General features: G+C 71.1%; 20 protein-coding genes. 5 read left to right on the top strand and 15 right to left on the bottom strand.

The genetic code is table 11. The features are described 5' to 3' along the window. Positions 1 to 669: DJ-1/PfpI family protein (locus IE134_RS34230; protein WP_229823654.1), on the bottom strand; the 669-nt coding region annotated here is incomplete at its 3' end. A gap of 919 nt (positions 670 to 1,588) precedes the next feature. Here IE134_RS34230 and IE134_RS19250 point away from each other — a divergent pair. Then, positions 1,589 to 2,110: a universal stress protein gene (locus IE134_RS19250; protein WP_030708536.1), complete on the top strand. Its 522-nt coding sequence runs from the start codon at positions 1,589 to 1,591 to the stop codon at positions 2,108 to 2,110. Positions 2,111 to 2,230: 120 nt separating this feature from the next. Here IE134_RS19250 and glmS read toward each other — a convergent pair whose 3' ends face one another. The 10 genes from glmS to IE134_RS19200 form a co-directional block, all read right to left on the bottom strand. Further along, positions 2,231 to 4,060 carry a glutamine--fructose-6-phosphate transaminase (isomerizing) gene (gene glmS / locus IE134_RS19245; RefSeq protein WP_030708533.1) on the bottom strand — a complete coding sequence of 610 codons (1,830 nt, stop codon included), beginning with the start codon at positions 4,058 to 4,060 and terminating at the stop codon, positions 2,231 to 2,233. Between the two features lie 73 nt (positions 4,061 to 4,133). After that, positions 4,134 to 4,409: a hypothetical protein gene (locus IE134_RS19240; RefSeq protein ID WP_003968990.1), complete on the bottom strand. Its 276-nt coding sequence runs from the start codon at positions 4,407 to 4,409 to the stop codon at positions 4,134 to 4,136. A gap of 86 nt (positions 4,410 to 4,495) precedes the next feature. Continuing rightward, positions 4,496 to 5,377 (bottom strand): DUF4429 domain-containing protein, encoded by an 882-nt coding sequence (locus tag IE134_RS19235; RefSeq protein WP_030708531.1) that lies wholly within the window; start codon positions 5,375 to 5,377, stop codon positions 4,496 to 4,498. 104 nt (positions 5,378 to 5,481) lie between these two features. Beyond that, a complete protein-coding gene (locus IE134_RS19230; protein WP_189431182.1) occupies positions 5,482 to 7,260 on the bottom strand; it encodes an IucA/IucC family protein in 1,779 nt (592 codons plus the stop codon). Further along, positions 7,257 to 7,826 carry a GNAT family N-acetyltransferase gene (locus IE134_RS19225; protein WP_098016962.1) on the bottom strand — a complete coding sequence of 190 codons (570 nt, stop codon included), beginning with the start codon at positions 7,824 to 7,826 and terminating at the stop codon, positions 7,257 to 7,259. The genes IE134_RS19230 and IE134_RS19225 overlap by 4 nt, the downstream gene beginning before the upstream one ends. After that, positions 7,823 to 9,100, bottom strand: a complete 1,278-nt coding sequence (locus IE134_RS19220) for a lysine N(6)-hydroxylase/L-ornithine N(5)-oxygenase family protein (RefSeq protein WP_030708526.1) — start codon at positions 9,098 to 9,100, stop codon at positions 7,823 to 7,825. Before IE134_RS19220 ends, IE134_RS19225 begins: the two co-directional genes overlap by 4 nt. Next, on the bottom strand, positions 9,084 to 10,532 hold the full coding sequence (locus IE134_RS19215) for a pyridoxal phosphate-dependent decarboxylase family protein (RefSeq protein ID WP_098016963.1): 1,449 nt from the start codon (positions 10,530 to 10,532) through the stop codon (positions 9,084 to 9,086). The genes IE134_RS19220 and IE134_RS19215 overlap by 17 nt, the downstream gene beginning before the upstream one ends. 157 nt (positions 10,533 to 10,689) lie before the next feature. Beyond that, positions 10,690 to 11,604, bottom strand: a complete 915-nt coding sequence (locus IE134_RS19210; protein ID WP_098016964.1) for a siderophore-interacting protein — start codon at positions 11,602 to 11,604, stop codon at positions 10,690 to 10,692. Between the two features lie 130 nt (positions 11,605 to 11,734). Beyond that, a complete protein-coding gene (locus IE134_RS19205; RefSeq protein ID WP_030708520.1) occupies positions 11,735 to 12,376 on the bottom strand; it encodes a GNAT family N-acetyltransferase in 642 nt (213 codons plus the stop codon). Positions 12,377 to 12,484: 108 nt separating this feature from the next. Beyond that, positions 12,485 to 13,942 carry an MFS transporter gene (locus tag IE134_RS19200; RefSeq protein WP_030708519.1) on the bottom strand — a complete coding sequence of 486 codons (1,458 nt, stop codon included), beginning with the start codon at positions 13,940 to 13,942 and terminating at the stop codon, positions 12,485 to 12,487. Between the two features lie 228 nt (positions 13,943 to 14,170). Between IE134_RS19200 and IE134_RS19195 the strand changes: the two genes are divergently transcribed. Further along, complete coding sequence (locus IE134_RS19195) at positions 14,171 to 14,614, top strand: winged helix-turn-helix transcriptional regulator (protein WP_030708518.1); 444 nt, start codon at positions 14,171 to 14,173, stop codon at positions 14,612 to 14,614. 53 nt (positions 14,615 to 14,667) lie between these two features. Then, a complete protein-coding gene (locus IE134_RS19190) occupies positions 14,668 to 15,210 on the top strand; it encodes a DUF1707 SHOCT-like domain-containing protein (RefSeq protein ID WP_030708517.1) in 543 nt (180 codons plus the stop codon). Positions 15,211 to 15,497: 287 nt separating this feature from the next. Here IE134_RS19190 and IE134_RS19185 read toward each other — a convergent pair whose 3' ends face one another. Genes IE134_RS19185 through IE134_RS19170 form a run of 4 tightly spaced genes read right to left on the bottom strand, consistent with a single transcriptional unit; the run spans position 15,498 to position 21,225 of the window. Then, the gene (locus tag IE134_RS19185) at positions 15,498 to 16,664 is read right to left on the bottom strand and encodes an acyl-CoA dehydrogenase family protein (protein ID WP_030708516.1); all 1,167 of its coding nucleotides are present in this window, start codon (positions 16,662 to 16,664) and stop codon (positions 15,498 to 15,500) included. 4 nt (positions 16,665 to 16,668) lie between these two features. Beyond that, positions 16,669 to 17,643: a hydroxymethylglutaryl-CoA lyase gene (locus tag IE134_RS19180; RefSeq protein ID WP_189431180.1), complete on the bottom strand. Its 975-nt coding sequence runs from the start codon at positions 17,641 to 17,643 to the stop codon at positions 16,669 to 16,671. Beyond that, positions 17,640 to 19,595, bottom strand: coding sequence for an acetyl/propionyl/methylcrotonyl-CoA carboxylase subunit alpha (locus tag IE134_RS19175; protein WP_189431178.1), 1,956 nt, complete (start codon positions 19,593 to 19,595; stop codon positions 17,640 to 17,642). The genes IE134_RS19180 and IE134_RS19175 overlap by 4 nt, the downstream gene beginning before the upstream one ends. Positions 19,596 to 19,602: 7 nt before the next feature. Further along, entirely contained in the window at positions 19,603 to 21,225 is a 1,623-nt protein-coding gene (locus tag IE134_RS19170; RefSeq protein ID WP_030813210.1) for a carboxyl transferase domain-containing protein, read from the bottom strand. Positions 21,226 to 21,344: 119 nt separating this feature from the next. On the opposite strand from IE134_RS19170, the gene IE134_RS19165 reads away from it, so the two are divergent. Then, positions 21,345 to 21,962, top strand: a complete 618-nt coding sequence (locus IE134_RS19165; RefSeq protein WP_030708508.1) for an SACE_7040 family transcriptional regulator — start codon at positions 21,345 to 21,347, stop codon at positions 21,960 to 21,962. A 118-nt stretch (positions 21,963 to 22,080) separates the two neighbouring features. After that, positions 22,081 to 22,746 carry a GOLPH3/VPS74 family protein gene (locus tag IE134_RS19160; RefSeq protein ID WP_098016968.1) on the top strand — a complete coding sequence of 222 codons (666 nt, stop codon included), beginning with the start codon at positions 22,081 to 22,083 and terminating at the stop codon, positions 22,744 to 22,746. The last annotated feature ends 17 nt before the right edge of the window (positions 22,747 to 22,763 follow it).

The raw sequence follows: 22,763 nt of genomic DNA, 5'->3' as shown, positions 1-22,763 counted from the left end.
AGACCTGTCCAGGTAGCGCTCCTGCCCGCCACTGCGCCGCGGCGGCACGACGAGCCGGCGGGCGAGTGCCCCGGCGGCCTCCGTGCCGTGGTCGGTGCGGACTATGTGGAGGCAGAGATCGATACCCGCCGCCGTACCGGCGGAGGTGAGCACATCGCCGTCGTCCACGAACAGCTCGCGCGGATCGACGTGCACCGACGGATAGCGCTTGGCCAGTGTCGGCGCGTACATCCAGTGTGTGGTGGCCGGCCGGCCGTCCAGCAGGCCGGCGGCCGCGAGCACGAAGGCTCCCGTGCACAGACCGACGATGCGGGCGCCCTCCTCGTGGGCGCGCCGCAGCGCGTCCAGTGCCTCGGCGGGCGGCGGCGAGGTGATCGACCGCCAGGCGGGCACCACCACGGTGCCGGCCCTGCTGATCGCCTCCAGGCCGTACGGCGCGGTGAGTTCGAGCCCACCGGTGGTGCGCAGCGGTCCTTCCTCGCCCCCGCAGACCAGCAGGCGGTAGCGGGGAACTCCCGCGTCCTGCCGGTCGATTCCGAAAACGGAGAGCGGGATGGAGCTCTCGAAGATAGGGCCGCCGCTGAACAGCAGCACGGCTACGACTTCCCGGCGTCGCCGCCCGGTCAGTTTGCGTGCGGCCTCCGTCGCGGTGGCGGAGTCCTGGCTCATGACGCTAAGCCCCCCTCGGTGTTCGCGTCTCCCTGGTCCTTACGGGCCTGCCGCTCCTGCACGTTTCCCCTCGGTTTCGCACGGTTCCCCAGCCCCCGATTTTTCAAGATCGAATCTACTGCGTCGCGTGGTCCCGCCGTGACACCTTCCCCCACCAGCTCAATGTCGATAAGGAAACGTGGCGTGAAGCGTTCGATCACGAAGCGTTCCACCTGCGAAGCGCACAGGGAAGTGCCCTTCGCCAACGTGGCCCGTCCGCGTCGGGTGAAAGCGTACCGCGCGGTCCGTTCCTGCCTGGTGGGCGGTGGGTTGTCCGGCCATCCCGCGAAGGGGTCACCCCTCGGACGAAGTTGGCTGAAAATCATCGGGTGTGTGTGCTGTATCCGGTCACGCCGGGCGCACAACCGCCCTGAGACGGCTGCGCCGGTGCGCTCCCTCGCGGCCGTGGATGCGTGGCGTGCTCGGGTCAGGAAGGGCGGTCATGGCGGGCGTTGCGGCGTGGATCGGGCCGAGGCCCCGCTGGGGCGCGTCACCGGTCGATGTGCCGGGGAACACACGAACGACCGGTTTCGGGCGGCGTTCGGAGACGTGGCCAACAGGGACCGGGTGCGCGCTCCGTCGCCACCCCTCGCGGGCCGTCGCGGGCCCTCTCGAAAAACAGGACGCCCGACGGTGTTCACTCGCTCGAAGGCGCGTGTACGACACAACCGGCATTGCCATACCGGACCGGCTCGTGCATGCTCCCTCCAGCGTCACGCACGCTTTTGCGGGGGTCTGGGCGATGGAGGAATGACGCCGTACCCTTGGGGGTATGGGGTTGGGAAGATGATTCCCGGACAGAGCTTCACCGCCAGCTGACGCACCCGACGCACATCGAAACCGTTCCCTCCTCACGAGGACTCTCTTCGCCGAGACACCGATGGCCGGTCACGAAATCCCTGAACCCAAGGACCGCAAGCCGCTAGCCGACCCCGGGTCGGAGCCGCTCACGGTCGAAGAAGCACGCCATGCGTGCGATCCCGCCTTCCGGCACGGAGTCGTGGTCGGTTTCGACGGCTCCACGTCCAGCGAGCGGGCCCTCGCCTACGCCATCGGCATGGCCGGCCGCTCGGGCTCCGGCCTGATCATCGTCCATGTCGCCAACCGGCTGCCGACCACCGTCTGGGCGGGCTGCGAGCCCCCCGTCTTCGTCGACGTCCCCGATCACCGCACCGAGGTCCTGGGCCTGGAGCTGGCCTGCGCCGACTATCTCTCCGAGGTGCCCTGGGTGCTGGTCGAGCGCGGCGGTGACATCTGCCACGAGCTGGAGGAGGTCGGCCGGGAGTATGCCGCCGACGCCATCGTGGTCGGCTCCACGCACGGCATCGTCGGCCGGATCTTCGGGTCCGTGGCCGGCCGTCTCGCCCGCCGCGCGCAACGCCCGGTCATCGTCATCCCCTGAGGGGCGCATCCACTGAGCGGCCGCGTCCTCTGAGGGCCCGCCAGAAGGCTTTGCAGCGCCACGTGTTGGGCCCCGCACCGCTTCATCGCGGTACGGGGCCCAACGTCTGCGCGGGGTCGGCTACTCGACCGTCACGGACTTCGCCAGGTTGCGCGGCTTGTCGATGTCCCGGCCCATCGCCAGGGCCGTGTGGTACGCGAACAGCTGGAGCGGGATGCCCATGAGGATCGGGTCCAGCTCGTTCTCGTTCTTCGGCACGACGATGGTGTGGTCGGCCTTCTCCTGCACCTGGTGGGCCACGGCGAGGATGCGGCCGCTGCGGGCCTTGATCTCCTCCATCGCGGCGCGGTTCTTCTCCAGCAGGTCGTCGTCCGGCACGATCGCCACGGTCGGCATCGCGGGCTCGATCAGCGCGAGGGGGCCGTGCTTCAGCTCGGAGGCCGGGTAGGCCTCGGCGTGGATGTACGAGACCTCCTTCAGCTTCAGCGAGGCCTCACGGGCCACCGGATAGCCGCGCACCCGGCCGATGAACATCATCGACTTGGCGTCCGCGTACTCCGCCGCGAGCCGCTTGATCTCGTCCTCGTTCGCCAGGATCTCGCTGATCTGCTCCGGCAGCCGGCGCAGCCCGTCGATGATCCGCTTGCCGTCCGCGACCGAGAGGTCACGGATCCGGCCCAGGTGCAGCGCGAGCAGCGCGAAGGCGACCACCGTGTTGGTGAAGCACTTGGTGGAGACGACGCAGACCTCCGGGCCCGCGTGGACGTACGTACCGCCGTCGGCCTCCCGGGCGATCGCGGAGCCGACCACGTTGACCACGCCGAGGACGCGGGCGCCCTTGCGCTTCAGCTCCTGGACGGCGGCCAGCACGTCGTACGTCTCGCCCGACTGGGAGACCGCGACGTACAGGGTGTCGGGGTCCACGACCGGGTTGCGGTAGCGGAACTCGGAGGCCGGCTCGGCGTCGGCGGGGATCCGGGCCAGCTCCTCGATCAGCTGGGCGCCGATCTGGCCCGCGTGGTACGAGGTGCCGCAGCCGAGGATCTTGATCCGGCGCACCCCGCGCGCCTCGCGGGCGTCCAGGTTGAGACCGCCCAGGTGCACGGTGGAGAACCGGTCGTCGATCCGGCCGCGCAGGACCCGGTCCACGGCGTCGGCCTGCTCGGAGATCTCCTTGTGCATGTACGTGTCGTGGCCGCCCATGTCGTACGACTCGGCCTCCCACTCCACGGTGGTCGGCGTGGCCGTCGTGGTCGAGCCCTCCGTCGTGTACGTACGGAAGTCGTCGGCCTTCAGCGTGGCCATCTCGCCGTCGTCGAGCGTGACGACCTGGCGGGTGTGGGCGACCAGGGCGGCGACGTCGGAGGCGACGAACATCTCCTTCTCGCCGATGCCGAGGACGACCGGCGAGCCGTTGCGGGCGACCACGATGCGGTCGTTGAAGTCGGCGTGCAGCACGGCGATGCCGTACGTGCCCTCGACGTGGCGCAGCGCCTCGCGGACCTTCTCCTCCAGGGTGTCGGCCTGGGCGCGGGCGATCAGGTGGGTCAGCACCTCGGTGTCGGTCTCCGAGAGGAAGACGACGCCGTCGGCGGTGAGCCGGGTGCGCAGCTCGGAGGCGTTGTCGATGATCCCGTTGTGGACGACGGCGACCTTGTTCTCCGCGTCCAGGTGCGGGTGGGCGTTCTCGTCGCTCGGGGCGCCGTGGGTGGCCCAGCGGGTGTGGGCGATGCCGGTGGTGCCCGCGAACCGCTTGGGGACCTTGGCCTCCAGCTCACGGACCCGGCCCTTGGCCTTGACCATCTTCAGCGTGCCGGGCTTGCCCGCCGCCGCCTTGCTGGTGATGACGATGCCCGCGGAGTCGTAGCCCCGGTACTCCAGCCGCTGCAGGCCCTCCAGCAGCAGCGGAGCGACGTCACGCTTCCCGATGTATCCGACGATCCCGCACATGAATTCTCTGCCCCTCCATCGACGTACACGTACACACGCGGTGCGGCGCCCCGCGCACGGGCGCCCGGCCCGCTCAGCCGTAGACGATGCGGCGCAGCTGGCGGAGCGAGAGCTCCGGCGGCGCCACGGCGCGGTGCGGCAGTTCGGCCGCGATCCGCTCGAAGATCTCCGTGTTGACCAGGCCGCCGGACTGCAGTTCGCGGTGGCGGCGCCGGACGAAGTCGTCGGTGCTCTCGTCGAAGTACGCCAGCACGTCGAGGATCACCCGGGCCGCCTCGCCGCGCTGGAGCGCGGTGGAGCGTACGAGGTGATCGATGAGGTCGTCGTGCGACGAGCGGCGTTCAAGCACCCGTCGATATTGCGTGCCGGGGCGCGCTTATGCAAGAAATCTGCCCGATATCGGGCAGCGGGTGTGGGGAACGTCGCCCGATCGCGTCACATGCTGCGCAGAACGGCCTGCTTCGCGGTGCTGAACTCCTCGTCGGTGAGGACCCCGGCCTGGTGCAGCTCGCCCAGCTCCCGCAGCCGCCGCAGCAGTACGTCGTGGTCGCCCGCGGGCGCCGCGGCGGGCTCGGCCGCCTTGGTCAGGGACGGGGGCCCCTGCGGGGCGTCCAGGGCCGCGCGGGGCCCGGGCAGCCGCATCAGGACCGCCGCCGCGACCAGGACCGCGGTGTGCTCCTTCTTGGACATCCCCCACAGGTCCAGGGCGTACGGGTCGTACTTCGGCGGCGCGGAGACGGGCCCCTCCACCGGCTCGAAGCGCAGATAGCCGTTCTCCAGGCCGATCGAGGGCAGCCACCGCACCGCCGCGATCCGCGACAGCGGGAGGGTGGACGCGCCCCCGGCGGTCTTGGACTCCTCGGCCTTCCAGTTCCAGGTCAGCCGGATGGTCTCGCCGTCGAAGGACGCCGTGCCGTCGCCGCCCCCGCCGGAGACCGGCAGCGCCGGTCCCGGCAGCAGGAAGCGGTCCACCGGGGTGTCCGGCACCTGCTCGATCAGCAGCGCGTTGCGGACTTCATCGACGAAGTACTCGGCGACCCCCGTGCGGTCCTTCTCCACGGTCAGCGCATAGGGGTCGGCGCCGTCCTTGAGCCGCCCGTCGGCGGCCCGCAGGACCGGGCAGGCGCCCCCGCGCAGCCGCAGCCGCAGCCGGCCGCCCTTGCGGTCCGGTTCGAACGAGACGCCCGCCACCGCCTCCAGCGGGACGGCGATCTCACCCAGCTCCTGCCGGACCGGATGCGCCTTTCCGCCCGGCACGATGCGCACGGTGTCCCCGTCGAACGTCCACGTTCCGTCCCGCTGGATGATTTCTGCCATGGCCCCGATTCTGCCAGCCGGCCGCCCCGGAAAAGGGGCGAGCGCCCGAGGGGCCGTCCTCGGGCGCTCACCGTCCCGGGGCCGCTGCGCCGCGGCGGCCGGGCTCAGAACCCGGCGATCGGGTTCTTCAGGCGGCCCACCAACTGCAGAGCGCCCGCCGGGTCGTTGAGGTCGACCATCTGCTGGTTGTTCCGCAGCTGGAGGCGGTTGAGGCAGGAGAGCGCGAACTCCGGCTCGAACAGGTCGTACTGCTGGAACTTCTCCGCGAGATACGGCACCGACTCCTGGTAGTCGCGCACACAGGCGGCGACCGTCCGCCAGAAGGTGTCCTCGTCGAGGAGGCCCTCGGTGGCCAGGCCCGCGCCCAGGAAGCGGAAGAAGCAGTCGAAGACGTCGGTGAAGACCGACAGCAGCTTCATGTCCTCGGGCACCTCGGCCCGGATCCGGTCGACCTGGGGCGGCAGCACCGCCTCCGGGTCCATCACCGCGATCTCCTCGGCGATGTCCTTGAAGATGGTGCGGGTGACGACCCCGTCCTCCACGACCAGGATCACGTTCTCGCCGTGCGGCATGTAGACGAGGTCGTAGGCGTAGAAGCTGTGCAGCACCGGCACCAGATAGGCGTCCAGGTAGTGCCGCAGCCACACCTGCGGGTCCAGGCCCGACTCGGCGATCAGCACCCCGGCCACCGAACCGCCCTCGTGGTCGGTGTGGAGCAGCGAGGCCATCGTCGCCACCCGCTCGCCCGGCTGGAGCCCCGGGACCGGGCTCTCGCGCCACAGGGCGGCGAGCATCTTCCGGTACGGGGAGCCCTTCGCGGTGGCCGCCTCGTACGAGCGGTGGTGGTAGCCGATCGCGGCCCGCTCCCGGATGATCGAGAACCGGGCCCCGCGCAGCAGGTCGTCCCGCTCGATGAGACCGGCCAGCCAGTCGTTGATCGCGGGCGTGGCCTCCATGTACGCGGCCGAAAGCCCGCGCATGAAGCCCATGTTGAGGACCGAGAGCGCCGTTTTGACGTAGTGCTTCTCGGGGTGGTCGGTGTTGAAGAAGGTACGGATCGACTGCTGGGCGAGATAGCCGTCCTCACCCTCCCCGAGCACCACCAGGTGGCGTTCGGCCAGCTCTCCGGCGAAGGTGACCGCGAGCTTGTTCCACCACTGCCAGGGGTGGACGGGCAGCAGGAAGTAGTCGTCCGGGTCGAGGCCGAGCCCGCGCAGCGCGCCGGCGAACCGCTCCCGGGTCGCCTCGCTCAGTTCGTCCTTGATCAGCGCGTCGTAGTCGAGCCCGGCGCCCGCGGTGAAGGTGGCCCGCTCCCGGCGGGCGGCCAGCCACACCAGCCGGATCGGGGACGCGGCCTCGGGGGCGTACGCCCGGTACTCGTCCACGCCGAAGCCGAGCCGCCCGTTGTTGGCGACGAAGCAGGGGTGGCCCTCGGTCATCCCGGTCTCGACGGCCTGGAAACCGGCGGCGACGAGCTGGCCGGAGGCGGCCGGTTCCTTGGTGAGTTTGTAGGCGGTTCCGGCCAGCGTGGAGGAGATCTCCTCCAGGTAGACCGGCAGGATCTCCTCGGAGATCCCCAGAGTGTGCCGCAGCTCGATGAAGAACTCCACCGCGTCCAGCGGGAGTTCGGAGCCGTGCCGGTGTCGGGTGATCGTCTCGGCCTCGACCTGCCAGTGGTCCAGGGCGAAGACGCGCGCGGTGAAACGGTACTCGGTGGACGCGTCGTCGCTACGGACGGTGTAGCGGTCATCGCCGAGCGGCGTGGGGGCCAGCAGTCGCTCGTGGCTGAATTCCGCCAGTGCTTTGCGGACCAGCAGTCGGTTTGCGGTGGCCCAGCGCCCCGGGGAGAGGTGGGCGACGCTGTCGGTGAGGGCGGTCGTCATCGGTCGTTACCTCCGGTTGCTGCTTCGAACTGCTCACGGGTGCAGGCGCTGAGCAGAGCGTCCTTCTCCGGTTTGGCGATCTCGCGGAGCACCTCGAACCCGACGGCCTTGTTGAGGGCCTGGACGGCGCTGTTGGTCACGTCGGGCTCGACGACGACCCGGCGCACCGTCGGGTCGTCGAAGAGGAAGGCCATCACGGCGGTGATCACGGCCCGGGTGAAGCCGTGCACCGGGGTGTCGGTGGGGGCGACCAGGAAGTGCATCCCGACATCGCCGGGCTCCGCCTCGTACAGCCCCTTCAGCTCGACCTCGGTGGGGTCGTACCGCTCGATCAGGAAGGCGGGTTCGCCGTCGTGCAGCCCGATGAACGCCTCGTGGTGCGGGTGGGCGGCGATGGACCGGTACTCCCGCTCCACGTCGGCGAGCGAGGCGTCGCCCATCAGCCAGAACGCGGCCTTGGGGTGGGTCACCCAGCCGTGCACCAGCTCGGCGTCGGCGGCGGGGTCCAGCGGCCGGACGGTGAACGTGCCGATGGTGCGGGGCTGCTGTTTGCCGGGGCGGGTCATACGGCGAACTCCTGGAAGGCGATGGACTTCTCGACCGGGTAGACCTCACGGCCGAGCAGCTCGCCGATGATGTACGCGTTGCGGTAGGCGCCCATGCCGAGGTCGGGCGAGGTGATCGAGTGGGTGTGCACCGAGGCGTTCTGGAGGAAGACCCCGCGCCCGGTGGTGTCGATGCTGTAGTTGCGGGCCACGTCGAAGCGGCCCCGGCTGTCGTGGCGCAGCCGCCCGGCTATGGGGGCGAGGAAGGCGGGAGCCTCGTACCGGTAGCCGGTGGCGAGGATCAGGCCCTCGGTGGTGAGCTCGTAGTCCTTGCCCTGCTCCTCCTGGCGCAGGCCCAGGCTGTACGCGCCGCCCTCCTCGTCGTAACGCGCGCTGATGAGGGCGGAGTTGGTGAGCAGTCTGGTCGGGACGGGGCCCGGCAGGTTCTTCTGGTAGAGCAGGTCGAAGATCGCGTCGATCAGCTCCCCGTCGATGCCCTTGAACAGCCCCTTCTGCCCGGTCTCCAGCCGGTAGCGGGTCTCCTCGGGCAGCGCGTGGAAGTAGTCGATGTACTCCGGGGAGGTCATCTCCAGCGTCAGCTTGGTGTACTCCAGCGGGAAGAACCGCGGGGAGCGCGTGACCCAGTTGAGCCGGTAGCCGTAGGTGTCGATCTCGGAGAGCAGGTCGTAGTAGATCTCCGCCGCGCTCTGCCCGCTGCCGACCAGGGTGATCGACTTCTTCTTCTGGAGCTCGGCTTTCCCTTCCAGATAGCGGGAGTTGTGGAGGAAGTCACCGCCGAGCCCCTGGCAGGCCTCGGGGATGTGCGGCGGCGTGCCGGTGCCGAGGACGAGATGGCGGGAGCGGAACTCCTCGCCGGACACGGTGCGCACGGTGTAGAGCTCGGTGCCCTCGTCGTACGTCACCGTCTCCACGGTCTCGGAGAACCGGATGCTGCTCAGTTTCCCGGCGGCCCAGCGGCAGTAGTCGTTGTACTCGGTCCGCAGCGGGTAGAAGTTCTCCCGGATGTAGAACGAGTAGAGCCGGCCGCGCTCCTTAAGGTAGTTGAGGAAGGAGTACGGCGAGGTCGGGTCGGCCATGGTGACCAGGTCCGACATGAACGGCGTCTGGAGATGGGCCCCTTCGAGGAACATCCCGGCGTGCCACTCGAAGTCCGGCTTGGACTCCAGGAAGACGCCGTTCAGTTCGTCGATCGGCTCGGTGAGGCAGGCGAGACCGAGGTTGAACGGGCCGAGGCCGATCCCGATGAAGTCGTGGGGGTCAGGAAGCGCGGTCAAGGGATTCTCCCAGGTACTGCTCGGCGTGGCCGGAGATCAGGTCGAGGACGGTGGCGATGTCGTGCTCGGTCGTTTCGGGGTTGAGCAGGGTGAACTTCAGGTACTGGCGGTCGCCCACCTTCGTGCCGGCGACGATCGCCTCACCGGAGGCGAACAGCGCCTTGCGGGCGTGGAGGTTGGCCCGGTCGATCTCGTCCGGGGAGGTGACCCCGGCCGGGATGTAGCGGAAGACGAGGGTGGAGAGCTGCGGCTGGACCACCACGTCGAAGCGCGGGTCGGCGGCGAGCAGCTTCCAGCCCTCGGCGGCCAGGTCGCAGACCTCGTCGAACAGCTCGCCGATGCCGTCGGCGCCCATGACGCGGAGCGTCATCCACAGCTTGAGCGCGTCGAAGCGGCGGGTCGTCTGGAGGGACTTGTCGACCTGGTTGGGTATCCGCTCCTCGGCCATCCGGCGCGGGTTCAGATACTCCGCGTGGTACGTGGCGTGGCGCAGGGTCGCCCGGTCACGGACCAGGACGGCGGACGAACTCACCGGCTGGAAGAAGGACTTGTGGTAGTCCACCGTCACGGAGTCGGCGTGCTCGATGCCTTCGAGCAGTCCGCGCCGCTCGCGGGAGGCCAGCAGCCCGCAGCCGTAGGCGGCGTCCACGTGCATCCAGGTGGCGAACTGCTCGCAGAGCGCGGCGATCTCGGGCAGCGGGTCGATGGACCCGAAGTCCGTGGTGCCGGCGGTCGCGACGACGGCCATCGGGACGGCCCCTTCGGCCACGCAACTCTCCAGTGCGTGGGCGAGCGCCACGGTCTGCATGCGCTTGTTGCGGTCCACGGGGACGGAGACGACGGCGTCCGGGCCGAGGCCGAGCAGTTTGGCGGACTTCTGCACGCTGAAGTGGCTGCACTCGGAGGTGAAGATCCGCAGCCGGGTGAGGTGCTCCGGCCGGATCTTCGCCTCCTCCCGCGCCAGCAGCAGCGCCTGGAGGTTGGACTGCGTACCGCCACTGGTGAAGATCCCGTCGGCGGCCGGGCCGAGCCCGATCCGCTCGGTGGTCCAGTCGATCAGGCGGCGCTCGATGAGCGTGCCGCCCGCGCTCTGGTCCCAGGTGTCCAGGGAGGAGTTGATCGCGGAGAGCACGGCCTCGCCGAGCACCGCGGGTATGACGACCGGGCAGTTGAGGTGGCCCAGGTAGCGGGGGTGGTGGAAGTAGACGGCGTCGCGGAGGTAGACCTCGCCGAGTTCGTCGAGGGCGGCGGCGGCGTCGCCCAGCGGCCGGTCGAGGTCGATCGCGTCGACGACGGGGGAGAGCTCGTCGACACCGACCCCGCTGAAGGGGCGCTCGGTGGCGGCGAGGGTGGCCGCGACCCGTTCCACGCCTGCGGAGACGGTGCTCCGATAGTGCTCCGCAGTCGTGTTGTTGAGCAGGTGCGCACGCATGAAGGGGTCCTCCCGGGTGAGGGGAACTTCATCGCGTCCCTCCGGGCAGGAAGAGGGTGCGAGGGCGCGATCTCGAAGTAAGGCGAGCCTAACCTAACTCGGAATCCTTCATTCCCCTCGCCCCGGGTGGGTGCGGTGGTTGTCCGCTTTCCTTCCCCTATCGGGTCACTTGCTGTCCCTGCTCAGGTTTGAGGTGCTCCGGGGTGCCCGATTCGGTGGCCGAAGCCTCGGAACGCGCTTTCCTCGCCCGTTCCTCGCTCAGTCCGCGCGTCCAGTACGTGGTGGACGTCACCCGCTCCGCGGCGAACCCGCGCTCCCGGACCAGGTGGTGGCGCAGCGCCCGCACCCCGGACGCCTCGCCCGCGATCCACGCGTACGGCGTGCCCTCGGGCAACGCGGCGGCACGCACGGTCTCCACGCCGCAGGCGGCCCCCTCGTTCCGGACGAGCCAGCGGATCCGGGCTTTCGCCGCGGTGTTCAGCGCCTGCCGGTCCTCGGTGCACGGGACTTCCAGCCAGACCCGGGCGGTCAGTCCCGCGGGCAGCGACTCCAGGACGGCCGCGGCGGCGGGCAGGGCGGTCTCGTCGGCCCGGATCAGCACCCAGTCGGTGTCGGCCGGCGGCCGGAAACGTACGGCGGTGTTGTCCGCCACGGCGGGGCCCGCCACCGTGAGCCGGTCGCCGGGGGCCGCCGCCCGTGCCCAGCGCGATGCGGGGCCGCCGTCACCGTGCAGCACGAAGTCGAGGTCGATCTCGGTGGAGCCGTCGGGCCGCGGCCGCTCGGCCCGTACGGCATACGAGCGCAGTACGGGCCGTTCGTCCTCGGGGAGCGCCCGCCACCGCTCGCGCCAGGACCCGCCCCCGGCCGCCGGGACCACGGCTTCGCGCTGCCCCGGGTGGGGAAGGAGGAGGGACAGGCTCTGGTCGCGACCGCCACCCCGGAATCCCTCGGACCCCGGTCCGCCGAGGGTGATCCGGAGGATGGACGGGCCGAGCCGCCTGGTCCGCATCACGGTCAGATCGAAGAGCTGGAACGGGGCGACTTCGGGGGCGGCGGCAGTCGTCGACGTCAACGGGAGCTCCTCCGGTGCGGGCCGCAGCGTCGGGCGGACGGGCCCGGGCTCCAGCGGGGGCGATCCGAAGGAAGGTTAGCCTACCCTTGCCTAAATGGGGTGTCGTGCGACACCCCCGGAAGCCGCCGACTCACACCCCGAACTGCGCCCGGCAGGCGTCGAGCCCCTCCACGCTCACGTCCACGCGCCGGTGCTCCTCCCATCCCGCCCGGTCCAGACGCAGCCGCCGCAGCGTGACCGGGGCCCCGCGCACGACATCCGTGTCCAGGCCGTCGTCCGCATACCCGAGCCGCCGCGAGACCCCGAGCGAACGGAGGTTGTCGGTCATGGCCGCCGAGACGGCGTACCGCGCGCCGAGCCCGGCGAACGCGAGGTGGAGGGCGGCGGCGCGCATCTCCGTACCGAGGCCCTGTCCCTGGTGCGCGAGCCCGAGCCACGACCCGGTCTCGACCTGCCGCCGCACCCCGAAGTCCCGGCCCATGAGGTCCTGCCGCCCGACGACCTCACCCTCGTGGAGCACGGCCAGGCTCAGCGTCCAGTCCCGTACGGACCAGCCGGCGACGGTCCCCAGCACATGCTGGAACACCGCGCGCGCCACCTCGTCGGGCTTCCCGTCGGTCCACGCCACACTGAACGGCATCCGGTCCGGATCGTGCACCCCGTGGGCCGCCACCGAGGCCAGCTCGTCGAGGAGTTCGGGTCCGGGCAGGCGCAGTTCCAGGCGCGGGGTGCGGAGGCGAAGCCCGTAGAGGGGCCAATGTCGGAGGTCCATGAACGGACTCTGCCGGACGGGCCGGAGAGGTGTCGAGCGTAATTCGCCGCAGCGGGGGCACGGCCCGCCGGTGTCCCGGCGGCCGTACCCCCGCTGCCGTGCGCGTGATCAGGACCCGAGCCCGGCAGGCTGCTCGACCCCGCCCGGTGCACCGCTCCTGTCCGGCTCGGCCCCGTGGCCGCCGACAGGGATGCCGCCTGCCCGCGCCCGCCGGGTGCGGAGACCGAACGCGCTGACGGCGGCGGCGATCAGGGCGGCGGCCAGCGGCACCACCAGGGCCGCCCGGTACCCGTCGAGGAGGGCGGCCGGAGACGTCCCGTCCGTCGCGCCGATGGTGACGGCGGTCACGGCGGACAGCCCCAGCGCGGCACCGAACTGGAAGGACGTGTAGAGCAGTCCGCCGGCCACCCCCTGCTCCTCCTCGGCGATACCGTCCGTGGCCACGATGGTCAGCGGCCCGTAGACCAGGGAGAAGGCCACACCCAGCAGGAGCAGGCCCGGGAACATCGCCGCGTACGTCCAGTCCGCGGCGAGCGGCAGGAACAGGGCGTACGAGAGCGACGCGACGAGCAGCCCGCCGAAGATGACCCGGGCGTTGCCGAACCGGGCGACCAGCTTCGGGGTGAGGAGCGGCGAGAGCACCGCGTCCACGCCGATGACGATCAGCGCGAAGCTGGTCTGCAGGGACGACCAGCCGCGCAGCTCCTGGAGGTAGAGCACGGCGACGAACTGGAAGCCGAAGAACCCGGCGGCGAACAGCAGCCCCGCCACATTGGCGCGGACCAGCGAACCGCTGCGGAAGATGCCCAGGCGCACCAGCGGCGAGGACGAGGAGCGCTCGATGACGACGAACGCGAGGAAGAGGAGCAGCGCCGCGCCGACCATGCCGACGGTCCGGACGGCCGGGACATGCGTGGCCCGCTCGACACCGAAGACCAGCAGCAGGATGCCCGCGGTGACGGTGACCGCTCCGGCCAGGTCGACGCCCTGCCCGGTGCGGTCCGGCCGGGGCGAGGCGGGGATGAGCGCGAGCGCGGCGAGCAGGATGCCCAGGGAGAGGATGACCGGGGCGAAGAACACCCAGCGCCAGTCGATCGCGGAGAGCAGCCCGCCGACGACCAGGCCGATCGAGAAGCCCCCGGCGGCCGTGCCCGCGTAGACGAGGAGGGCCTTGTCGCGCTGCGGCCCCTCCGGGAAGCCGGTGGTGATGATCGACAGACCGGCCGGGGTCATGAAGGCCGCGGCGATCCCCGTCACGAAGCGGGCGACGATCAGCATCCAGCCCTCGGTGGCAAGGCCGCCCAGCCCGGAGAAGAGCAGGAACACCACGAGCCAGAGGACGAACATCCGGCGACGGCCGAAGAGATCGGCCGCCCGTCCGCCCAGCAGCATGAAGCCGCCGTAGCCGAGGACGTACGCGCTCATCACCCACTGGAGGGTGCCGGTGGACAGATCGAGATCCTCGCGGATCGCGGGCAGGGCCACGTTCAGCATGGCCACATCGATGCCTTCGAGGAAGATCGCGCCGCACAGGACGAGCAGTGCGCCCCAGGCGCGGCCGGTCATGCGGGCACTGCTCGATCTCGACGGGGACGGTGATGAGGACACGGGGATTCTCCTTGTGCACGGACGAATGCGCGGACGAATTGGGCATGACGAACAGCCGCAAGAGCGGTTCAGGGAAATGGGGTTGGCGTGCGGAGGACTCAAGCAGCACGAAATTGGAGCGAGTTACCGAACCGGTGGTCGGTTCCCTCTTGTAACCACCTGAAGCTTGCGGCACCGTGGGGCGGTATGGAAGAAGGCACTTCGAAGTCACCGAGTCACTGCGTCGATACCGACGCGGGTCCGGACTACGACATCAGCCAGTGGGACGTCCGTGAGGGCTGCGAGGTGCGGCAGATCCTCGACCGCGTCGCGGACAAGTGGTCGCTCCTCGCCATCGCCCACCTGGAGCGCCGGACGCTGCGCTTCTCCGAGCTGCGCCGGCTCATCGAGGGCATCAGCCAGCGCATGCTGACGGTGACCCTGCGCCAGCTCGAACGCGACGGTCTGGTGCGACGCACGGTGTACCCGGTCGTCCCGCCCCGGGTGGAGTACGAGCTGACGGAGCTGGGCGCGACCCTGCACGCGACGATCAGGTCGCTCGTCGACTGGACCGAGAGCCACCAGCAGGAGATCGCGAAGGCGCGGAGCGACTACGACGCCCGGCAGAGCGCGGAGGCGTCGGTCTCCTGAGAGCCCAAGTGCACTTCATGTGCGGGCGGTTGGTGCGGCGCTAAGGTGAAGCCGTGACCTCACCTCAGCGAAGCGCCTCGACGCGCGTGGGCGAAGACGACCGCGAGAGCGCCGTGTCGCGCGTGCGGGAGGCGTACGCCGAACAGCGCATCGCGCACGAGGAGATGGACGACCGCCTTGACCGGGTGCTCGCCGCCACGACCTACGGCGAGCTCGCGGCGGCCCTGGACGGCCTCCCGGCGGAGGACCCGGGGACGACGGCGACGATCGCGGCCGCCGGGGGCCGGATCACCCGGCGCGGCGCGTGGCAGGTGCCCAGGACCCTCACGGTCGAGTCCGCCTTCGGGCGGGTGCGCCTGGACCTGTCCCGGGCGGTCATCACGTATCCGGTCGTCGACATCGAGCTGCGCCTCGGCACCGGCAACGCGAACATCACCGTGCCGAGGGACGCGATCGTCGAGGTCGAGGGTCTGACGACCGGGTGGAAGGACCTGCGCTACCGGCCCCGGCAGCCGTCCCGCCCCGACGCACCGCGCATCCGCTTCTCCGGGGCGGTGGGATACGGGCGGCTGAGGATCCGCCACGCCTGGCGCTGAGCCGCCCGGCTCTCCGGGCGAGGCCCGGGGCGGCCGGGAAGGCAGGACGGCAGGCAGACCCGCTTCCACCTCGACCTGCGCGAGAACGGCGGCCGGCTCTGCGAATCGGGTCTGGCGGCGGGTGCGGTATCGGACGTCGTCCCGTGCGTGGCCGCCGCCGAAGGCCCGTTCAAGGTCACGTCGGAGGTCCGCCCGTAACGCCGGCGAGCCCCCGCTCATCCGCCCCGCCCGCCGCAGAGTGATCCACGGTGGACGGGGCGGCAGCAGTCAGCGCATCAGCCGGCAGCTCAGCCCGGCAGTCCCAGCTCCCGCGCGATCAGCATCCGCTGGACCTCGCTCGTCCCCTCGCCGATCTCCAGGATCTTCGAGTCGCGCCACATCCGGGCCACCGGGTACTCGTTCATGAAGCCGTAGCCGCCGTGGATCTGCGTGGCGTCGCGGGCGTTGTCCACCGCGACCGTCGAGGAGTACAGCTTCGCGATCGCCGCCTCCTTCTTGAACGGCTCGCCCGCGACCAGGCGCGAGGCGGCGTCACGCCAGCCGATGCGGGCCATGTGGGCGCGCATCTCCATGTCGGCGATCTTGAACTGTATGGCCTGGTTCGCGCCGATCGGCCTGCCGAACGCGTGGCGCTCGGCCGCGTACTTCACCGACTCGTCGACGCAGCCCTGCGCCAGGCCCGTGGCCAGGGCCGAGATCGCGATGCGGCCCTCGTCCAGGATGCGGAGGAACTGGGCGTAGCCCCGGCCCTGTTCGCCCAGGAGGTTCGCCGCCGGGACGCGGACGTCCGTGAAGGACAGCTCGCGGGTGTCCGAGGCGTTCCAGCCGACCTTGGAGTAGGGGGCCGCGACCGTGAAGCCGGGGGTGCCCGAGGGGACGATGATCGCCGAGATCAGCGGGCGGCCGTCTTCCTTGCGGCCGGTCACGGCGGTGACCGTCACCAACTCCGTGATGTCCGTGCCCGAGTTGGTGATGAAGCACTTCGAGCCGTTGATCACCCACTCGTTCGTCGCCTCGTCCAGCACCGCCGTCGTCCGCGTGCCGCCCGCGTCCGAGCCGCCGTCCGGCTCGGTCAGGCCGAACGCCCCCAGCGCCTCGCCCGCGCACAGCTTCGGCAGCCACTGGCGCTTCTGCTCCTCCGTGCCGAACAGGTGGAGCGGCATCGCGCCCAGCGAAACCCCGGCCTCCAGGGTGATCGCCACCGAGGAGTCGACCCGGGCCAGCTCCTCCAGGGCGATCCCGAGCGCCAGGTAGTCGCCGCCCATCCCGCCGTACTCCTCCGGGAACGGCAGCCCGAACAGGCCCATGCGGCCCATCTCGCGCACGATCTCGTACGGGAACTCATGGCGCTCGTAGAGGTCGCCGATCTTCGGCGCGATCACATCGTGCGCGAACTCCTCGACCGTGCGGCGCAGTTCCTCGTGTTCGGCGGTCAGCCGGTGGTCCAGGGACATGGGGTCACTCACTCCTTGTGGGAGAGGAAGAAGGGGGAGGGGTCAGGGCGCGGACCGTGCGGGACGGGCTCGGCCGGCCCAGGTGTTCGGCCAGCCAGACGCTGGTGGCGGTCAGGTCGGCCAGGTCGACGCCCGTCTCGATGCCCAGTCCTTCGAGCATCCAGACCAGGTCCTCGGTGGCGAGGTTCCCCGTGGCGCTCTTCGCGTACGGGCAGCCGCCCAGGCCGCCCGCCGAGGCGTCGACCGTGCTCACCCCGTGCTGGAGCGCCGCCAGGGTGTTCGACAGCGCTTGGCCGTACGTGTCGTGGAAGTGCACGCCGATCGCCTCCGTGGGCACGGCGGAGTCGTTCAGCGCCGTCAGCAGCGCCGTTACGTGGCCCGGCGTCGCCACCCCGATCGTGTCGCCCAGCGACAGCTCGTCGCAGCCCAGGTCCATCAGGGCCTTGGCCACCCTCACCACCTGGGCGACCGGGACCGCGCCCTCCCACGGGTCGCCGAAGCACATCGACAGATACCCGCGCACCCGGACCTTGTCCGCCTTCGCGCGGGCCACGACCGGCTCGAACATCGCCAGCGACTCGTCGACCGTACGGTTCAGATTGCGCGCCGCGAACGTCTCCGTCGCCGAGCCGAACACCGCGATCGACCGCGCCCCGAGCGCCAGCGCCCGGTCCAGCCCGCGTTCGTTCGGGACCAGGACGGGGAGGGCCACGTCGCCCACGTCCGCGATGTCGCCGAGGAGCGGGAACAGCTGCTCGGCGTCCGCCAGTTGGGGCACCCACTGCGGATGCACGAAGCTCGTCGCCTCGATCGTGGTCAGGCCCGCCACCGCCAGGCGGCGGATGAACTCGGCCTTCACCTCGGTCGGGACAGCCCGCTTCTCGTTCTGCAGTCCGTCCCGCGCGCCCACCTCGTGGATACGGACCCGGGCCGGGAGGCCGGGGGCCGGGACCTTCATGGGGAGCCCTGGCGTGCTCATGCGTCCTCCCCGTCGGCGACCGGGACCACGACCGCCAGGACCTGGTCCATCGCCACCGTCGCGCCCGCCGAGACGTCCAGCTCCGTCACCGTCCCCGCGTGCGGGGCGGAGATCACGTGCTCCATCTTCATCGCCTCCACCACGAGCAGGCTCTGCCCCGCCTCGACCTCGTCCCCGACGGCCACCTTCACCACCGTGACCGTGCCGGGCATCGGGGCCGCCAGCGTGTCCGCCCCGCTCCGGCCCGCCCCGCTCAGGGACGCCTCCACCGGGTCGTGGTCCTGGACGTGCCAGGCGTCGCCGTTCCGGCCGAGCCAGTCGCCGGACCGGTGGAAGTGGCCCACCGCGCCGTCGAGTTCGACCGTGACCCGGTCCGCTGTGACCGTCGCTCCGGCGGGGGCACCGTGAGTAACGGGTTCAAGTCCCCCTACGCGCAACGGGAAGAGCAGCGGCGCCCGCACACCCCCCGTCCGCCACCCGCTCGGCACCGAGAACGGGTCCGTCCAGCCGCCCGCGTCCGGCCGGGGGGCCAGGGCGTCGAGGCGTACCGCCGCAGCCGCCGCGTACACCTCGTCCGGGACGCCGTCCGGCACCAGGCCCTCCGCCTCGCGCTCCACCAGGCCGGTGTCCAGGTTGCCCGCGACCACGTCCGGGTGCGCCAACAGGCGGCGCAGGAAGCCCGCGTTGGTCGGGACGCCCAGGATCACCGTGTCCGCCAGGGCCGCCCGCAGCTTGCGGATCGCCGTCGCGCGGTCGGGGCCGTACGCGATGACCTTCGACAGCATCGGGTCGTACAGGCTGCCCACCGGCACGCCCTCGCTGAGCCCCGAGTCCGTCCGCACCCCGCCGCCCTGCGGCTCGCGCAGCGCCAGCACCGTACCGCCGGAGGGCAGGAAGCCGCGGGAGGGGTCCTCGGCGCAGACCCTCGCCTCGATCGCCCAGCCGGTGAGCGTGATGTCCTGCTGCGCGTACGGGAGTTGCTCGCCGGACGCCACCCGCAGCTGCCACTCCACCAGGTCCAGGCCGGTGATCAGCTCGGTCACCGGGTGCTCGACCTGGAGGCGAGTGTTCATCTCCATGAAGTAGTACGAGGACGGGTCGTTGCCCGGGACGATGAACTCCACCGTCCCCGCCCCGACATAGCCGCAGCTGCGCGCCGCCTGGACTGCTGCCTCGCCCATCGCCGCCCGGGTCTCCGCATCCAGCAGGACGCTCGGCGCCTCCTCGATGATCTTCTGGTGGCGGCGCTGGAGCGAGCACTCGCGCTCGCCCAGGTGGATCACGTTGCCGTGGGCGTCCGCCAGGACCTGGATCTCGATGTGGCGCGGGCGGTCGATCCACCGCTCGACGAGCAGGGTGTCGTCGCCGAAGGAGGCACGGGCCTCCCGTCGCGCCGCCGCGATCTCCTCGCCCAGCACCGCAGCGTCGCGGACCAGGCGCATGCCCTTGCCGCCGCCGCCGGCGGAGGGCTTCAGCAGGACCGGGGTGCCGATCTCCCGTGCCGCTTCCTCCAGTTGGGCATCGGTCAGACCGCTGCCGGAGGAGCCGGGGACCACCGGGACCCCGTACGCGGCTACCGTCTCCTTGGCCCGGATCTTGTCGCCCATGAGCGCGATCGCGGCGGCGGGCGGGCCGATGAAGACCAGCCCTGCGTCCGCGCACGCCTGCGCGAACTCCGCGTTCTCCGCCAGGAATCCGTAGCCGGGGTGGACCGCCTGCGCTCCCGTGCGGCGGGCCGCTTCCAGGAGCGCCGGCACGTTCAAGTAGCTCTCGGCGGCCGGCGGCGGGCCGATCCGTACCGCCGTGTCCGCCTCCCGGACATGCCGGGCGTCCGCGTCCGCGTCGCTGAAGACCGCGACCGAGCGCACGCCCTGCTCCCGCAGGGTCCGGATCACCCGGACCGCGATCTCGCCGCGGTTGGCGACCAGAACGGTGTCGAACATCGTCGTCATCTGTTCCTCACATCCGGAAGACGCCGAAGCCGGGCCCGGCCGGGTCCTTCTGGGGCAGCGGGGCATTGGCGCAGGCGGTCAGGGCGAGGCCGAGGACCTGCCGGGTGTCCACGGGGTCGATCACTCCGTCGTCCCAGAGCCGGGCGCTGGCGTAGTAGGCGTTGCCCTGGGTCTCGTACTGGGCGCGGATCGGGGCCTTGAACGTTTCTTCGTCCTCGGCGCTCCAGTCGTCGCCCAGCTGGTCGCGCTTGACGGTGGCCAGGACGGAGGCCGCCTGCTCGCCGCCCATCACCGAGATCTTGGCGTTCGGCCACATCCACAGGAAGCGGGGGCTGTAGGCCCGGCCGCACATGGAGTAGTTGCCCGCGCCGTACGAACCGCCGACGACGACCGTCAGCTTCGGCACCCGCGTACAGGCCACCGCCGTGACCATCTTCGCGCCGTGCTTGGCGATGCCGCCCGCCTCGTAGTCCCGGCCGACCATGAAGCCGGAGATGTTCTGGAGGAAGACGAGCGGGATGCCGCGCTGGTCGCACAGCTCGATGAAGTGCGCGCCCTTCTGGGCGGACTCGGAGAACAGGATGCCGTTGTTCGCGACGATCCCGACGGGGTGGCCGTGGATCCGGGCGAAGCCGGTGATCAGGGTCTGCCCGTACTCCGCCTTGAACTCCTGGAAGCGGGAGCCGTCCACCACGCGCGCGATCACTTCGCGGACGTCGTAGGGGGTGCGGGAGTCCACCGGGACCGCCCCGTACAGCCCGGCCGGGTCCACCTTCGGCTCCTCGGCCGGCTCGACCGACCAGGGGAGCGGGGCCCGGTCCGGGAGGGTCGCGACGATGTTGCGGACGATCCGCAGCGCGTGCGCGTCGTCCTCCGCGAGATGGTCGGTGACCCCCGACGTCCGGGAGTGGACCTCGCCGCCGCCCAGCTCCTCCGCCGTGACGACCTCGCCGGTCGCGGCCTTCACCAGCGGCGGGCCGCCGAGGAAGATCGTGCCCTGGTTGCGGACGATGACGGCCTCGTCGCTCATCGCCGGGACGTACGCCCCGCCCGCCGTACAGGAACCCAGCACCGCCGCGATCTGCGGGATGCCCGCCCCCGACATCCGGGCCTGGTTGTAGAAGATCCGCCCGAAGTGGTCCCGGTCGGGGAAGACCTCGTCCTGCATCGGCAGGAACGCACCGCCCGAGTCGACCAGATAGAGGCAGGGGAGACGGTTCTCCAGAGCCACCTCCTGGGCGCGCAGGTGCTTCTTCACGGTCATCGGGTAGTACGTGCCGCCCTTGACCGTCGCGTCATTGGCGACGATCACGCACTCCCGGCCGGAGACCCGCCCGATGCCCGCGATGACGCCCGCGGCCGGGGCCTGGTCCCCGTACATCCCGTTCGCCGCCAGCGGGGCCAGCTCCAGGAACGGCGAGCCCGGGTCGAGAAGGGTGTCCACCCGGTCCCGGGGGAGCAGCTTGCCGCGCGCCTCGTGGCGGGCCCGTGCCTTCTCACCCCCGCCCAGCCGTGCCGTGGCGAGACGTCCCGCCAGGTCGTCGGAGAGCGCGCGATGCGCCGCCTCGTTGGCCTGCCAGGCCTCCGAGGCGGGATCGGCCGCGCTCGCCAGGACCGGTGCCTGCTGCATCGTGTCGAGCCCCCTTGCCCGTACCGCAGTGGTGAAATGCGTTGCCCTGCTGTTAATGAGCGTTAACGCGTTTCCCTCAGGTTAACGACCGCTAACGACCCTGTCTAGAATGAATCCTCATGAGCACCCATGCCGCCGCCCGCGTCGCGGCCCCCACCCGCCGCGAGCAGATCCTCCGGGAGGCCGCCCGCCTCTTCGCCGAGCGCGGCTTCCACGGTGTCGGCGTCGACGAGATAGGCGCCGCCGTCGGCATCAGCGGCCCCGGCCTCTACCGCCACTTCCCCGGCAAGGACGCGATGCTCGCCGAACTGCTGGTGGGCATCAGCGAACGCCTGCTGGAGGGCGGACGGCTGCGGGTGGCGGAGGACGAGGCCCGGGGTGACGGCTCCCCGGAGGCCCTCCTGGACGCGCTCATCGAGGGCCATATCGACTTCGCCCTCGACGACCGCCCCCTCATCACCCTCCACGACCGGGAGCTGGACCGGCTGCGCGACACGGACCGCAAGCGGGTGCGCCGCCTCCAGCGCGAGTACGTCGAGGTCTGGGTCGGCGTCGTCCGCGCCCTCTACCCGTCCCTGGCCGAGAACCGGGCCCGGGTCACCGTGCACGCCGTCTTCGGCCTGCTGAACTCCACCCCGCACCTGGCCCGCCCCGACGCCCTGCCCGGCCGCGCGGCGACCGCCGCTCTGCTGCACCGGCTGGCCCGGGGCGCCTTCGCCGCGGCGGAACCTTCCTGAGCTGCGGCTTTTCCGGCCGGGCGGCTCGGGGTTCCGAGCAACCATGAGCGGGGTACGTACGTCTCTCCGGTCAACACGCAACGACCGGTCCATACGCTACGAATCGGGGAGCCGCGCCATGACCGTCTCACTGGGCGAAGAGATCATGCTGCTGTCGCTGGACGACGAGTCCGGCGCGGCGAAGGGGGAGACCGCCGCCCGCTGGGGCGTGGCGGCCGGCATGCTCCTGGAGCTGGTCATGGCGGGGCGCGTCACGGTGAGGGGCGGCCGCGTCGAGGTCTTCGACCCGACCCCGACGGGCGACGCCCTCCTGGACGGCCGGCTCGACCGGCTCACGCGCTGGGTCCACGAGACCTCCAGCAGCCGCAAGGTCGTCGCCTGGCTGACCCGGGACCACGCCAAGGGCTCCCAGGACGTCGTGGACAGCCTCGTCGCCCGCGGCCTGGTGACCGAGGAGAAGCACCGGGCCCTCGGCGTCTTCCCGGTGCGCCGCTACCCGGAGGCCGACGGAACCGTCGAACGGGAGCTGCGCGCCCGGCTGGCCGCCGCGGTGCTGGAGGGGGCCGAGCCGGACGCCCGCACCAGCGCGCTCGTCGCCCTGGTGCACGCCACGGGGATGCACCCGCAGGCCTTCCCCGGCCTGCCGAAGAAGCAGGTGGACCCGCGCATGGCCGAGATCGCCGAGGGGCACTGGGTGGGCGTGAGTGTGCGCGAGGCGATCCGCAATCTCCAGGCGGCGATCTCCGCGGTGACCGTGGTGACGGTCCTCACGGCGGTGTCCTAGGGCGCCCGGCGTACGGA

It is taken from the genome of Streptomyces rubiginosohelvolus (assembly GCF_014649875.1).
Classification (GTDB): Bacteria; Actinomycetota; Actinomycetes; order Streptomycetales; family Streptomycetaceae; genus Streptomyces; species Streptomyces rubiginosohelvolus.
This window is presented reverse-complemented; position numbering and strand designations above follow the sequence as displayed.